The organism is Bradyrhizobium sp. HKCCYLS1011 (assembly GCF_051167795.1).
Taxonomy (GTDB): Bacteria; Pseudomonadota; Alphaproteobacteria; order Rhizobiales; family Xanthobacteraceae; genus Bradyrhizobium.
In genome coordinates this window covers 103349-116242 of the sequence record NZ_JBNPTT010000003.1, presented here as the reverse complement: position 1 = coordinate 116242, position 12894 = coordinate 103349, and the positions used below count along the sequence as shown (strand labels likewise).

Here is a 12894-nt window from a genome sequence, read left to right as displayed (position 1 = left end):
GCACTTATAGCCGCAACTTATGGTGAGTCAAGGTGAAATGGCGCGGGGCGAATAGCGAATGGCGGGTAGCGAATAGGGACGGCGGCAGCCTCTTCCGTATTCGCTATTCGCCGCCCTCGCAATTCGCCCCCTGACGAAACCAACGGTTCCCTCGGCCGTTGTGTCCAGCCAACACGCTAAGCTCAAGGGGGCAGGGACCAAATGGCCGAGGACGTCATTACCACTACGGGCATTGCCCGGCACGGCGCCACCCGGCTGCCTTCGGTCGATGTCGACAGTTTCAATATCGAACTGAAGGACGAGGAGGGCTTCATCGGCGATCGCGCCTCCAAGGGTGCCTTTCGCCGGATCTTCGAGCGCTGGCGCAAGCCGTTGCGCCGCTCCGGCGAGGACCCGTTCGGCGACAAGGCGTCCGAGGAGATCAGCAAGAAGGCGCTCGACGAGATCCTGGTCGGCGACGACACCGAGGCCTCGGCCGTCGTGCATTCGGCGATCGAGGAGTTCGCCCAGGAGCTCGCTTATGTGACCCGGCGTTTCCTGAAGACCAAGGCCTGGGCCAAGACCGAATGCATCGTGGTTGGCGGCGGCTTTCGCGCCTCGCGGCTGGGCGAACTCGCGATCGCGCGCTGCGAGATCATCCTCAAGGATGAAGGGTTCGAGGTCGATCTGGAGCCGATCCGCTACCATCCTGACGATGCCGGGCTGATCGGCGCGCTGCATCTGGCGCCGTCCTGGATCTTCGAGGCCCATGACAGCATTCTGGCCGTGGATATCGGCGGCACCAATATCCGCTGTGGCGTGGTCGAAACCGGCGCCAAGAAGGCGCCGGATCTGTCGAAGGCCGCGGTATGGAAGTCCGACTTGTGGCGCCATGCCGACGACGAGCCGACGCGCGAAGGCGCGGTGAAGCGGCTGGTCAAGATGCTGAAGGGTCTGATCGAGAAGGCCCAGGCCGAGGGCCTCAAGCTCGCGCCCTTCATCGGCATCGCCTGTCCCGGCGTGATCGACGCTGACGGGTCGATCGAGAAGGGCGCGCAGAACCTGCCGGGCAATTGGGAGAGCAGCAAGTTCAACCTGCCGACCAGCCTGATCGAGGCGATCCCGACCATTGGCGATCACGATACCGCGGTACTGATGCACAATGACGGGGTGGTGCAGGGGCTGTCGGAGGTGCCGTTCATGCAGGGTGTGGAGCGCTGGGGCGTGCTCACCATCGGCACCGGGCTCGGCAATGCCCGCTTCACCAACCGCCACAGGGAGAACGGCAAGAAGGACAAGGCGGACGACAAATCCGAGGACAAGAAGGCGGCCAAGAAAAAGAGCAAGGATTAGCCGTCAACCGGGCAACGAACGATCTGCCCCGGTCGATCATTCTTCTCATTCTAAGATTGCGTTTGACAAGAATTGCTCGTCACGCGGGATGATTTGGATCGGTGGCGTCCGGCGCAGGCGAGTGCCGGAAAGCGTCTGCAATCAATGCGATAGGGCGTGGTCGCGATTGGAACGCGGTAACCTTGACCGGTTAGGTTAAGAAACGGTTTGCATTGCGGCGGAACTGCCGATGCCGCAAGGGTTCTACGTCGCTCAGGCCGGCCGGATTGACCCCCGTCTCTTTCGGTTGGTTTCCCCAAGATGCAGCGACACGGGACCGCCATTGTGTGTCAGCGTATGGCGGTCCCACCTCTTGGCCTTGTTGGACGTCGTCTTGGGTTTGGTGATGACGGCTGCGGTTCATTTCCATGACCGAACTGCTCCGCGTTGCCCCACTTCGGGCCGGAAATATCGTCAGGCCAGCCTTGTCACCCCCGTCATCGTGCCCTAGAACACGCCGCGACCACAGGGCAGTGCCCTGATTTGCGCCCGGAGAGGTGGCAGAGTGGTTGAATGCACCGCACTCGAAATGCGGCATAGGTGCAAGCCTATCGGGGGTTCGAATCCCTCCCTCTCCGCCAGCGGGTGCTTGAGCCCAGACCCACGACATCATCGGCAGGAACGCCGCGGCGAGACTTGAAAGCCGTGACGTAACCGCGTGCCGAGCCTGTTCCATGGGGCGGCTTCGTGTCTGCGCATGAAATGTTCCGTTAATGTTACCAATATGTACTGTCTTTGATCTTGCTTCGACGACTCCAGGCGGCCCGTTCCGGCATTGACGCAGTTCCACGATGCGGATTTAATCGCCGAGCGACGGCATTCTCACCGACACTCCAGAGTTGTATTGGCAGCCCTATGGCTTTGCGGGTCGTAGCGAGATCAAATGAGACTGTCCCGGCTACGGCCAAGCCGGTCGCTGCACAGCGACGGCTGATGGCGGTGATGCTGGCCGATGTCGTCGGCTACAGCCGCATGATGAGCCGGAGCGAGGACGAGACCCACACGCGGCTGACGGCGATTACACGGGATGTGATTGATCCAACCATCGCCGAATTTGGCGGGCGGCTCGTGCGCAGCATGGGCGACGGTTTGCTCGCCGAGTTCGTGAGCGCGACCGAGGCGGTGCGTTGCGCGCTCGAGATCCAGCGCGGGCTGGCCCGGCGTCAGGGCAATGAGACGGATCCGATCAGGCTGCGCATCGGCATCAATACCGGCGATGTTCTCGTCGGGCACCGCGACATCTATGGAAACAGCGTCAACATTGCCGCGCGGATCGAAGCCGTGGCGGCGCCAGGTACGATTTGCGTCAGTCAGAGCATCTACGACCAGACCCGCGCACAACCCGAGTTCTTCTTTGCCTCGCGTGGCCGGCACCGGGTCAAGAACATCCCGTACCGAATCAGTGTTTACGAGGTTGCGGACCAGCCCATACGCAGGTCGCTGCTCGCCGGGCTTGGTGCGCATTGGGTGGGGCTCGCCGCCGCAGGGATGACGGCGGTCGTTGCGACGATGGCGATCAGCGCTGTGCTGCTGCTTCGCGAGCAGACTCCGGCGCTGGCCCGGACCAACCGGATCGTGGTGCTGCCGTTCACGACGGCCGATGGCAATCCTGCCGATGATTATCTGGCCGATGCGATCACCGATGATGTCACCAGCGAGTTGTCCAGGCTGAGGCGCGCCTGGGTGATCGCCTCGGCCACCGCCTTCACCTACAAGAACAGCGCGAACGAGCCGCGTGAGATCGGTCGCGTACTCAAGGTCCGCTATGCGCTGGCCGGCAACGTCAGGCGGACCGGCGCGATCGTGCAGGTCAATGCCAGGCTGATCGACACGGCAAGTGGTGCCAACGTCTGGGACAACTCCTTCGCCTATGAAACCAGCAGCCTGCTCGACCTCGAAGACAGGTTGCTCGGCCGGGTCGCGACGTCGCTGAACGATGACGTGAAACGCCTCGGCGTCCGTCACGAGGTCGGCACGCTGGCCGCCGATCACAATCCCCTCGATGCGAGAATGAGAGCAATGGCTGCAAGCACCGGATATGCTACCCCGGAGAAGTTTTTGGAGACTCGTCGGAATGCCGAGGCGGGCCTGAAAGCCGATCCTGACAATGCGCGCCTTTTGGCCCTTACGGCCCACACGTTGATGGGCGATGTGCTCAACGGCTGGAATGGCGCCGGCAGTGCGGAGGTGGAGCGGGCCGAAGCGGCGGCACGAAAAGCCATCAGCCTCGACCCAGGCGTTCCGCTCGCGCATTTTGCGCTCGGCTACGTCCTCAGGCTCCACGGCGACCACGCGGCGGCGCTGGCGTCCTTCCAGGAAGCGATCAGGATCGATCCCAATTTCGCCAGGGGTTATGCCCAGGCGGCCAACGCGCTGGTCTTCCTCGGCAAGCCCGCTGACGCGCTGCCGATGGTCGAGACCGCGCTCGAGCTGAGCCCCAACGACCCCGCGGTTGGCGTGTTCTACTGGGTCAAGGGACGCGCCTATTTCGCGCTGGGCGATTATCCGAAGGCGATCGAGGCGCTGAGCGAATCGGCGCGCGTGCGACCGAACCTCTGGTACGTCCAGGCGTGGCTGGCTTCGGCCTACGCGCTGACTGATCAGGACGCCAAGGCGGGCGAGGCGCTCGGGGTCTTCAACACCCGTTTCGGTGCTCAGTTCAATCTCGATCGGGTCACGCAGTACTATCAGGAAGAGCAGTATAAGAATCCGACACTGCAGACGGCGTCGGCTGAAATGCTCAAGGGCCTTCGCAAGGCTGGGCTCCATTAGGGCCGAAGTCGCCGGCTTGGCGGCTGCCGGTCAGTCCGCGGTGCCTGATGCCATCAGCAGCATCTGCTCATAAGCCGGTCGTGCCACGGCATCGATCGCGGCGCTGACGTCGGCAGCAACGCGTTGCCGTTTCCCGGTGCTGTCGGCGACGAAGGTGCGCTGCGTTCCCAAGGGGTCCTTGGAATAGAACTCCGCCGCTTGCTGCATCCTGGCCAGCGCCGCCGCCGGCACCGGCAGATTGAACGCCGGCGCAACCGTGCGCCAGATGCTTTCCGGCATGCTGTCATATCGGATGATCCGGCTGCTCTGCGGCTCGAGCTGTCGGATCGCCGCGCAGAACCTGGTGTAGAACAGAGCGATGTAGTCGCCTGGCGCAGGCCGCGCGGCGGTGTCCAAGCCGAACTGCGCGAAGAACGGATTGTTGCCGCTCTTAAGATGGCGGTACCACACCCCGGGATCCGGATCCTCCATCACCGAGACCGCGACGTCGATCGGGTCCCGAATGCAGAACACCGAGGGCGTTGCCGGGAAGGCCTGCTGCAGCAGACGGCAATAGAGAACGTTCCAGCTTTCCAGCTTGAGCACATAGGGGCGGCGCGCGTGGTCTGCGAACAGCGCGCCGAGCGCGCGCAGCGCCTGGATCAGCTGCTCGGCGCTGTAAGCATGCGGCGGCATCAGGAGATCGTTGAGCGCATCAGGCTGGGAATAGACGATGACATCGTCGAGCCGCTTCAACAATTGGCTGACCAGCGTCGAGCCGCATTTCGAGACGTGATAGATGATGCCGCGCGGTGCGATCGTCTCAAGACTGCGGGCGTCGCCGATCGTCTGGAGCCGACGTTCGATCGGTGGCTCGGTGAAGCGCGCAGTCGTCTCGGCGACGAACGGATCGGTGAACGCTTCAGGCGGAATCGACTTGAAAGCCACCGCGAAACCGCTGCCTTCGCGCCGGATGTTTATGGGAAAAAGCGGGTATCCGTCCGCCGCCTGGTCGGGCGTCTTCATCGCGCTCTCCCGCTCCCTCCGGCCGCGATGCGTTGTCATCGCGGCGGTCGGTCGAGGATCGGGAGGGATCTGGATATGCGCTGTGCACCGGCGAACCGCAGCTGGAACGTGCTTGGCATGACAGTAATGATTCGGGCGAGCGTGATGCAGAAAGGCGGGACGCGCCTTGACGGCAGCATTTAACGCGGCCCGGTGCGGTCGGCAAAGGCGGTGCATCGCACGCCGTCTGATTTTTTTCCGCCTCCAAAGGACGTGTTCGTACGGGAATTTGCGCCGGGCTCCCACGATCCGACCGATACGACAACACCCCGGCTCGCATCGAGCCGGGGTGTTGTCGTCGCTCAAGGAGATGCTGATGCCTGGCCGATGCCGGGCGCGGCGAGCTCAGCGGCGCCGCCCGACCATCAGCAGGATGCCGCCGAACTGCGGCAGCAGCGCCAGCAACACCAGGCGGAGCATGGCGAAGTCGTCGGCCGCCGGCTTGAACAGGCCGTGGGTGACCCAGGCGACGAGCTTAATTGCAGCTTCGGTCTGCGGATCGGCGGTCTGCGTCACCGAGGCCATCGCCGCGTCCAGCGAGCGGCGGCGTTCGGCCACCTCGGCCTCGCGCTCCCTGCAGAACTTGCCGACGCCGCTCTTGCATTCGCGGTCCCGCGCTGTGGTGGCGTCGGTGAGCTGCGTCTGCGCCGTTTGAATCGCCGGCGTCACGCGCGAGGAGCGCGCCAGCGCGACCTCGCTGATATTGGTGGAGGCGAAGCCGATTCCTGCGGTGACCGCGAAGACGAAGGTCATCGCCCACACCGTCCATCCCGCCAGCGCAGTGGCGCGGTGGCGGTCGTGCCAGAGCCGGGCGGCACAGGTCGGCATCACCAGCGCGACCAGGTCAGAGGCGACGCCGATGGCCAGGAACATCCAGCCCGCGACATGACTCGAGCCGAGCGACTGGGCGAACCAGCCGTTCATGGCAATGCCGACGAGCGCCAGCGCCAGCGCGGCACCCTGCAGCAGATAAGGCGACAAATTGTGTCGCACGTTCTGCAAATCATGCGGGGCGGCTTGCGGCGCGGCCCTCGTCGCCGGCGCGGCGGGCAGTCCCGCCGCAGCCCACGTGTTGGCTGTTTCTTCGATCTTCGCGGCAGCAGCCGCTGCCGACGGACGCTTCGCCTCCGCCTCGACCAGCTCCAGGAAGTCGGGCGCGATCAGCGAATCCGGCGCGTAGAGATCGTCGTCGTCAGGCGCGGCGGCGCTGGCTTTGGCTTTGTTAGCTTGGGTCTTGGTCCGCTTGCGCGGTTTTGCGGCCGGCGAACGTTTCGCCTTGGCCGCAGGTGTCTTGCCTGGCGGCTTGGGTTGATGCCAGGGAATGATAGACGCAACAGATTCATCGGCCATCGGAGCCGCTCCATTCGGTCATGACGATGCGATGCGCGGCGTGCACATGAGCACGCTGTTGCGCCGACGTCGGGTGATGTTGGACCGGGAATCAGGCGGCGGGCCCGTCCAGGGCGGGCCTCTTCATCGATTGCGGCTTGGCCGGCTTCGCGCGAAGAATTGGCAGAGCGGTCGCGCGCCATCTCCGCCGATGATGCGGGCGGGCTCGCGGGATGCGAACGCGACGTAATGAGGCCGACGTCCGAAAAAGGTACTAATCGCGCGGGGCCGGGCTTTCAGCCAAAACGCCCAACACCCACTTTTCTTAACCGATGGTTAACACGGATTCGCGCCCGGCGAAACCGTGACGCGCGGTTGTGCAAGGAACTCATACAGGCAACGCGGGCAGTGCGGCTTTGCGGTCACAGGCCGGGCTGCCGCGCGCCTCGATCAGGCGCCGACGCCGCCAGCGCGACGCAGTGCAGGCAGCATGTCCTCTGGCTCAGGCCGGCGCGTGTAGTCCGGGTTGACCTCGGCGTAGAGGATCGCCCGGTCCTGCGCAATGACGAAACGCGCCGGCATCGGCAGCGTCCAGCTCGCGTCGCCGTTGAATGCCGGCAGGTCGTTCCTGAACTGCTTATAGAGGTCGATCAGATAATCGGGCAGCGTGAAGCGTAGGCCGAAAGAAGCGGCGACCTCGTTGCCGGGATCGGAGAGGATCGGAAAGCTCAGTGCATTCTGGCGCAGCGACTTGCGGCTGTTGGCCGCGCTCTGCGGCGAGATCGCCACCAGCCTCGCGCCGAGCGCCGCGAAGTCCGGCAGTGCCGCCTGCAGCGCTTGCAGCTCCATGTTGCAATAGGGGCACCAGACGCCGCGATAGAAGCTGAGCACCAATGGTCCTTTGGTCAGAAGCTCGGTCGAGGAGACCACATCGCCGTCCGGGTCTTTGAGTGCGAACGACGGCGCCTGGTCTCCCGCTTTCAGCGCAAGGCCGGCGGCGCCGGAGGTGATCAGTTCAGCGGTGGCGCGATGCATCGTCTCGATGACGGCGCGGGCGGCGTTGTAGGGCGGCTTGCCGGCTTCGAACTCGGCCTTGAAGGCGTCGAGTTGGGCTTGAAGCGTCATGGAAGGTCTCCTTGAGGTTTGAGAATTCAGTGCGGCGAAGCGGCCGCTGCGGCACGCGAGCCTCAGGCGTTCGCGGCCATGGAACGGGCGACGTCGGCGGCGCTGATGCCTTCGAGCGCGAGGCCGTAGCCGGTGCCTTCGTCGATGATCCGCCGCAGCTTCTGCGTCAGTGCGATCCGCGTGTAGCGGCTGGTGAGCGGCGGCAGGGCTGCGAGGGTTTCGGCAATCTCGTGGGCGCGGGCGAGCAGCCGCTCTGCGGGCACGATCTCGTTGACGGCGCCCCACGCCTTCGCGGTCTCTGCATCCAGCACTTGGCGCGTCAGAAGAAAATAGCGGCCACGCACGCTGCCGATCACTTCGGGCCACAGCAGGTTGACGCCGTCGCCCGGCACGATGCCGAAATCGAAATGCGGCTTGTCCTGGAACACCGTTTCCGGCGTCGCGAGCACAATGTCGGCGAGCAGCGCATATTCGGAATGCAGCAGCACCGGCCCGTTGAGAGCGGCGATCATGGGCACCTCGATATCGAGGATGTTCATGAGCACCTTGCGGCCTTCGCGGAAGATCTTGTCGTAGCCGCGCGGGCTGAAGAAATCGAAGCCCTCCGGGCTGATCGCGTCCATGAAGGCGTCGCCCGCGCCGGTCAGGATGACGACGCGGTTATCAGTATCAGCGCCGATCTCGTGGAACAGATCGACGAACTGCGCGTGGGTGTGGCCGTCGAAGACCAGTTTGCCGCCGTCGCTGTGCAGGGTGACCTGCAGCACGCCGCTGGGCGAGCGGGTCAGCCGCGCATTGGTGAAGCGGTCGCGATAGGTGGTGAGGGGGGCCATGGTCGTCGTCCCTGGTGTCCGGTTGCGGGGGGCATGCTGGGTGAACCAGCTCCCACGTTATGGCCATTCCATTCAGCCTATGGCAGGTAGGATAAGGCGATAGTGTTTATTCCCGATAGGAATGATGATGGACCGGCTGCAGGCGATGGCGGCGTTCGTGCGCGTGGTGGAGACCGGCTCGTTCTCGGGCGCCGCGAAGCAGCTCGGCGTCGGCCAACCGGCGGTAAGCAAGATCATCGCGCAGCTGGAGGCCCGGCTGCAGGTGCGGCTGCTGTTGCGCTCGACCCATGGGCTGACGCCGACCGAGGCCGGCTTGCGCTTCTATGAGCGAGCGCGGCTTGCGATCCAGGAGGCCGATGAGGCGGAGCTGCAGGCGCGTGGCGCCGGCCGCGGCCTCTCCGGGCGGCTGCGCGTTTCGGCCGCGACCACTTTTGCCCGGCTGATGATCGTGCCCCGTCTGCCGGACTTTCTTGCGCGCCATCCGGAGCTCGAGATCGACGTGGTCCTGGACGACCGCGTGATCGACCTGGTCTCGGAGGGCATCGACCTGGGCCTGCGCATGGGCGAGCTGAGTGACACCAGCGCCGTCGCGCGCCGCATCGCGAGCGGCGGCCGCTCGGTGGTCGCCACGCCGGCCTATCTCGCTCGTGCAGGCACGCCAATGGTGCCGGCCGATCTCGCTGCGCATGAGGCCGTGATGTACAGCCAGCTCGGCAATGCCTGGACGTTCCGGCGCGACGGCACCGAGGCTTCCGTCGTCGTGCGCGGCCGTCTCAGCGTCAGCGCGGCTGAAGGCATCCGCGCCGCCGTTCTCGCCGACATGGGACTTGCGGTAGCCTCGGACTGGATGTTCGGCCCGGAGCTCGCGAGCGGCGCGGTCCGCCGCGTGCTCGCGGATTGGTCGCTGCCCCGGCTCGATCTCTGGGCGGTGTTTCCGACCGGGCGGCTTGCGAGTGCGAAAGCCAGGGCGTTCGCGGAGTTCGTGGAGGAGAGTTTGAGCGGGGCGGGCTGACGGACTCCAGCTTAACCACAACGTTGTCCGTCAGATCCGGCGAATGCTGGACCGCGAGAGGTCGTCCCTGACGGAGAGCGGCAGGCCGTCGTGCTGCTTGGCGAACCTCGTAGGCGATCAGTCGCGCAGATTCGAAGCGTCAAGGTACACCGCACCGGTCGAGCACGGCGGTTGAGCTGCCTGACTCACAACAGAGATCATGCGCTCACATCGGGAAGCGATGACCTGCGGCCTTTCGATCGGAATGAGATGGCCGGCATCGGGCACGACCGTGAAAGTAGCATGTGGCAAGAGACTGAAGAACAATGGCCGCAGGACCGACTCGCGCTCCACCTGGTCGTGCTCACCAAGCAGAATGTCGACCGGCAAGGCCAGACTTCTCAGCACTGCGCTGACATCGACGATCATACCCTGTTGTGGCCAATAGCGCTTCGCCTCCGGCGCGCCGCGCAGCGTATCTTCGATGACCTGCTCGCGGTGCACGGTATCGAACGTCGGTCCAGCCAACACCGTCAGGGCCTGCGCTACGCCTTCCCGCGATTGATAGGACGCGAGCATGCCGGCTCGGACCTCGAGCGGAACGTCCATGGCGGTTGGAGGCGCCGGCGCGACCAGAACGAGCCCGGACAGACCGGAGTGGCCGCGGCCCGCGAGGACTTGGGCCACCTTGCCGCCCATCGAGTGGCCGACCACGACGTATCTCTTGATGCCGAGATACGCGACGACAGCGGCAACGTCAGAAGCGAGCGCATCCAGGTCATAGCGTCCGTCGATCGCACGCGAGCCGCCCCAACCGCGCTGATTGATAGCCACCTTACGGATACGCTGGGGCAGAAGTGCCAACACCGGCTTCCATGTGCGCGCCGATCCGCCCCAATAGTGCAGGAAAACAAGTGCCGGATCGTCCCGGCCAGTGTCATCCACGATGAGCTCGGCACCTTCCGTCCGAATCGTTCGCGCTGTCATCATTGTTGCTCCAAAGTCGTTAGTCGAAGCGACCCATCCAGGGGTCTTACATTCTGGCCGAGATGCGCCCCAGCAGGGTGGTCCGAAACGCACTCACCAGTCGCTGATGCCATTCGCCTCCGACGTTCGTAGGCGAGCGCCGGGAAGTTTATGCGGTCGTCAGGGCCGGGGGCGCGAGCGCCCGTCCGTGCCGGAATTCCGTTCGCGTGCGTGACGCGCAACGAACTCGGCGTGAATCCGCTCGGTTTCGTCGTCGGCGGGGATCATGCATTCCAGACGAAGCTCCTGCGCCGTGATCGTCAGGGGCGTGCCGACGGTCGTAATCAAGGAAAAGTAGCTCAAGGACACGCCGTCCTTCGTGAAGGTCAGCGGGATCATCGGGGAGGAGGCGTCGGTGTCCAGCGCGCGCCGCCGTATATCCACGTCGGGATATTGCCCGAGTTCCTCCAGGAGTTGCCGGGTTCCGGGATCGATGACATGGCCCAGCGCCTCGCGATAAACGCGCGCCAGAAGCATGCGTGACGTTGCGCGCCAGTCGACCACGAAGGGACGCAGACCCGAGGGATCAAAGGTCAGATGGAGCAGGTTGCGCGGGGCCGGCCACGCCGCCAAGTTGATGAAACAGCCGAAGAAGAGTGGAGCCGCATCGTTGGCCAGCATGACGTTCCAGTAACGGTCCATCACCACCGCTGGGAACGGCTCGTTCTGCTTCAACATGCGCTGCAGCGCCTTGCTGATACGCGACAGCGATGGGGCATCCAAGGCCGCATCGGAATAGTGCGGCGCGTAGCCCGCTGCCAGCAGGATGGCGTTCCGTTCACGCAGCGGCACCTCGAGCGCCTCCGCGAGGTCAACCACCATCTGTCGGCTGGGCTGGCTCCGGCCGCTCTCCACGAAGCTGATGTGCTTCTGGGATACCCCCGCGTCCAGTGCCAGGTCGAGCTGCGACTTGCCGCGGAGATCACGCCAGTGTCGTAGCAGCGCGCCAGCCGAACCCGATTCGAATTGTCTCGTGGTTGCTGAAGCCGTCATTGTCGTCCTCTTGCTGCGAGCCGCGGCCTTGGGATTGGCACATCAGGCCGCGTGCCACCTGTGATCACCGAATCTTGCTTCGAGCGGCGGCCTTGTCACGTTGGATGTGTAGTTCGTGATGGTCGAGGCCGCGCTGACCGCGATCACCTCCAGCAGATGTGCAGGCGTGAAGCCTGCTTCTAGAAAGGCTTCGATATCGCGCTGGTCGAGCTTGCCCCGGGTCTCGATCAAGGTCCTTGCCAGCAGAGAAAGCGCGGCGAGCTTGGGCTCGGCGGGCGCGCGGCGCGCTCGGATGGCCTCCACGTCGGCTGCTGCTACGCCCTGCTCGCGAGCCAGAGCGCTGTGGAACGCCACAGCCCATTCGGCGCCGTTCGTCACGGCATTCGTCAGCAGCAGCACCTGGATCTGAGGCTCGGTGAAGCTGCCGCCGTGGACATGGCCGAACAGCCCCACGAGGCTTTCGATCAGGACCGGGGACGTGGCCATTGCACCGGCGATGTTGGGGATGAAGCCGAAGGCGGACTGAATTGCCTTAAGGGAAAAGCGCGAGGCTTCAGGCGCGTTGTCGACAGTGTGAACGGGATACAAGGACATTTGGGGCCTCAATGGTTGGGGAACCGAAGCCAACCTCGCAACCAGGTCGGCTATGGACCGACGTGTCGCCTATCGACGGCTTTGTCTCAATTACCTCCAATGTAATCGAAACTCCGCGCGACTGGCCTCCTTTGCGCCCACCGCGTCAGCGCGCCAGATGATCGCGCGCCTCCGTTACGCGGCCGCCCAGTATCGATCAAAATTCCTATTTCTTTTTTTCAGAAATCGTGCTATCTCTTCTGCATCCCGTCTCGATGCGAGGGGCGTATCGCGGTCGTCACGAACGTGAGGCGGGGAGCGGTGGCCGCGACGGTGTTGCCCGACGAGCAGCATCGATCGGCGCAGCGTCGAGGCTTCGGCGGGCAGGTACCAAGCCCGTCGATAGAAGCCCCGTGAATGCGCCTTTGCGGACGGCCAAGCCGTGTGGTCCTGGCGCCCCGGTGCTGGCGCTAAGCTCGTGACAACGCTGGCGCGTTGCACGGGTGACAGGGGCAAGACAGCCGGTCCCTGAGGAGAGCGCGGAGCAACCGTAAATCCATCGCGCAGGGAAGGCCGGATGATCGGCCATACCTGTGGTGACTGCCGCCTGCTTTTTTTCTGCAGGCGGGCCATGGGTGAGGTCTTCACCCGGCCTTCCCTGCGCCCTCACGTTTACCGGGGGCCAACCAATGCTCAAGCCTCGAGTGCCATGCGGCCCGCGAGAACGCGAGAGGCTATCCGCTGTTTGACATCAGATCCTGCGCCGACACGCAACAGACGCCGCCGCACGCGCGCCGCTGCGGCACTTTCCGCCTCACATGCAAGCGGTCCTATTCG

At 64.5% G+C, this 12894-nt stretch carries 10 protein-coding genes and 1 tRNA gene; 4 read left to right on the top strand and 7 right to left on the bottom strand.

The genetic code is table 11. The annotated features are described in order from the left end of the window. Positions 1 to 201 precede the first annotated feature (201 nt). The 3 genes from ACQR1W_RS09385 to ACQR1W_RS09375 all read left to right on the top strand — a co-directional run bounded on the left by ACQR1W_RS09385 (position 202) and on the right by ACQR1W_RS09375 (position 4143). Positions 202 to 1332, top strand: a complete 1131-nt coding sequence (locus ACQR1W_RS09385) for an ROK family protein (RefSeq protein ID WP_434850542.1) — start codon at positions 202 to 204, stop codon at positions 1330 to 1332. Positions 1333 to 1862: 530 nt separating this feature from the next. Further along, positions 1863 to 1952: transfer RNA gene (locus tag ACQR1W_RS09380), tRNA-Ser, on the top strand. Between the two features lie 352 nt (positions 1953 to 2304). Further along, positions 2305 to 4143 carry an adenylate/guanylate cyclase domain-containing protein gene (locus ACQR1W_RS09375; RefSeq protein ID WP_434850541.1) on the top strand — a complete coding sequence of 613 codons (1839 nt, stop codon included), beginning with the start codon at positions 2305 to 2307 and terminating at the stop codon, positions 4141 to 4143. A gap of 30 nt (positions 4144 to 4173) precedes the next feature. Here the strand turns inward: ACQR1W_RS09375 and ACQR1W_RS09370 are convergent, their stop codons facing one another. From ACQR1W_RS09370 to ACQR1W_RS09355, 4 genes are all read right to left on the bottom strand, one after another. Then, positions 4174 to 5148 carry a hypothetical protein gene (locus tag ACQR1W_RS09370; RefSeq protein ID WP_434850540.1) on the bottom strand — a complete coding sequence of 325 codons (975 nt, stop codon included), beginning with the start codon at positions 5146 to 5148 and terminating at the stop codon, positions 4174 to 4176. A gap of 384 nt (positions 5149 to 5532) precedes the next feature. Continuing rightward, positions 5533 to 6537 carry a hypothetical protein gene (locus ACQR1W_RS09365; protein ID WP_434850539.1) on the bottom strand — a complete coding sequence of 335 codons (1005 nt, stop codon included), beginning with the start codon at positions 6535 to 6537 and terminating at the stop codon, positions 5533 to 5535. A 429-nt stretch (positions 6538 to 6966) separates the two neighbouring features. Beyond that, positions 6967 to 7641 carry a peroxiredoxin-like family protein gene (locus ACQR1W_RS09360; RefSeq protein ID WP_434850538.1) on the bottom strand — a complete coding sequence of 225 codons (675 nt, stop codon included), beginning with the start codon at positions 7639 to 7641 and terminating at the stop codon, positions 6967 to 6969. 62 nt (positions 7642 to 7703) lie between these two features. Continuing rightward, positions 7704 to 8474 (bottom strand): enoyl-CoA hydratase/isomerase family protein, encoded by a 771-nt coding sequence (locus ACQR1W_RS09355; protein ID WP_434850537.1) that lies wholly within the window; start codon positions 8472 to 8474, stop codon positions 7704 to 7706. A gap of 127 nt (positions 8475 to 8601) precedes the next feature. On the opposite strand from ACQR1W_RS09355, the gene ACQR1W_RS09350 reads away from it, so the two are divergent. Beyond that, complete coding sequence (locus ACQR1W_RS09350) at positions 8602 to 9486, top strand: LysR family transcriptional regulator (RefSeq protein WP_434851124.1); 885 nt, start codon at positions 8602 to 8604, stop codon at positions 9484 to 9486. Between the two features lie 117 nt (positions 9487 to 9603). Here the strand turns inward: ACQR1W_RS09350 and ACQR1W_RS09345 are convergent, their stop codons facing one another. The 3 genes from ACQR1W_RS09345 to ACQR1W_RS09335 all read right to left on the bottom strand — a co-directional run bounded on the left by ACQR1W_RS09345 (position 9604) and on the right by ACQR1W_RS09335 (position 12078). Next, positions 9604 to 10452, bottom strand: a complete 849-nt coding sequence (locus ACQR1W_RS09345) for an alpha/beta fold hydrolase (protein WP_434850536.1) — start codon at positions 10450 to 10452, stop codon at positions 9604 to 9606. 159 nt (positions 10453 to 10611) lie between these two features. Further along, positions 10612 to 11484: a helix-turn-helix domain-containing protein gene (locus ACQR1W_RS09340; protein WP_434850535.1), complete on the bottom strand. Its 873-nt coding sequence runs from the start codon at positions 11482 to 11484 to the stop codon at positions 10612 to 10614. 42 nt (positions 11485 to 11526) lie between these two features. Further along, positions 11527 to 12078: a carboxymuconolactone decarboxylase family protein gene (locus ACQR1W_RS09335; RefSeq protein WP_434850534.1), complete on the bottom strand. Its 552-nt coding sequence runs from the start codon at positions 12076 to 12078 to the stop codon at positions 11527 to 11529. Positions 12079 to 12894 lie beyond the last annotated feature (816 nt).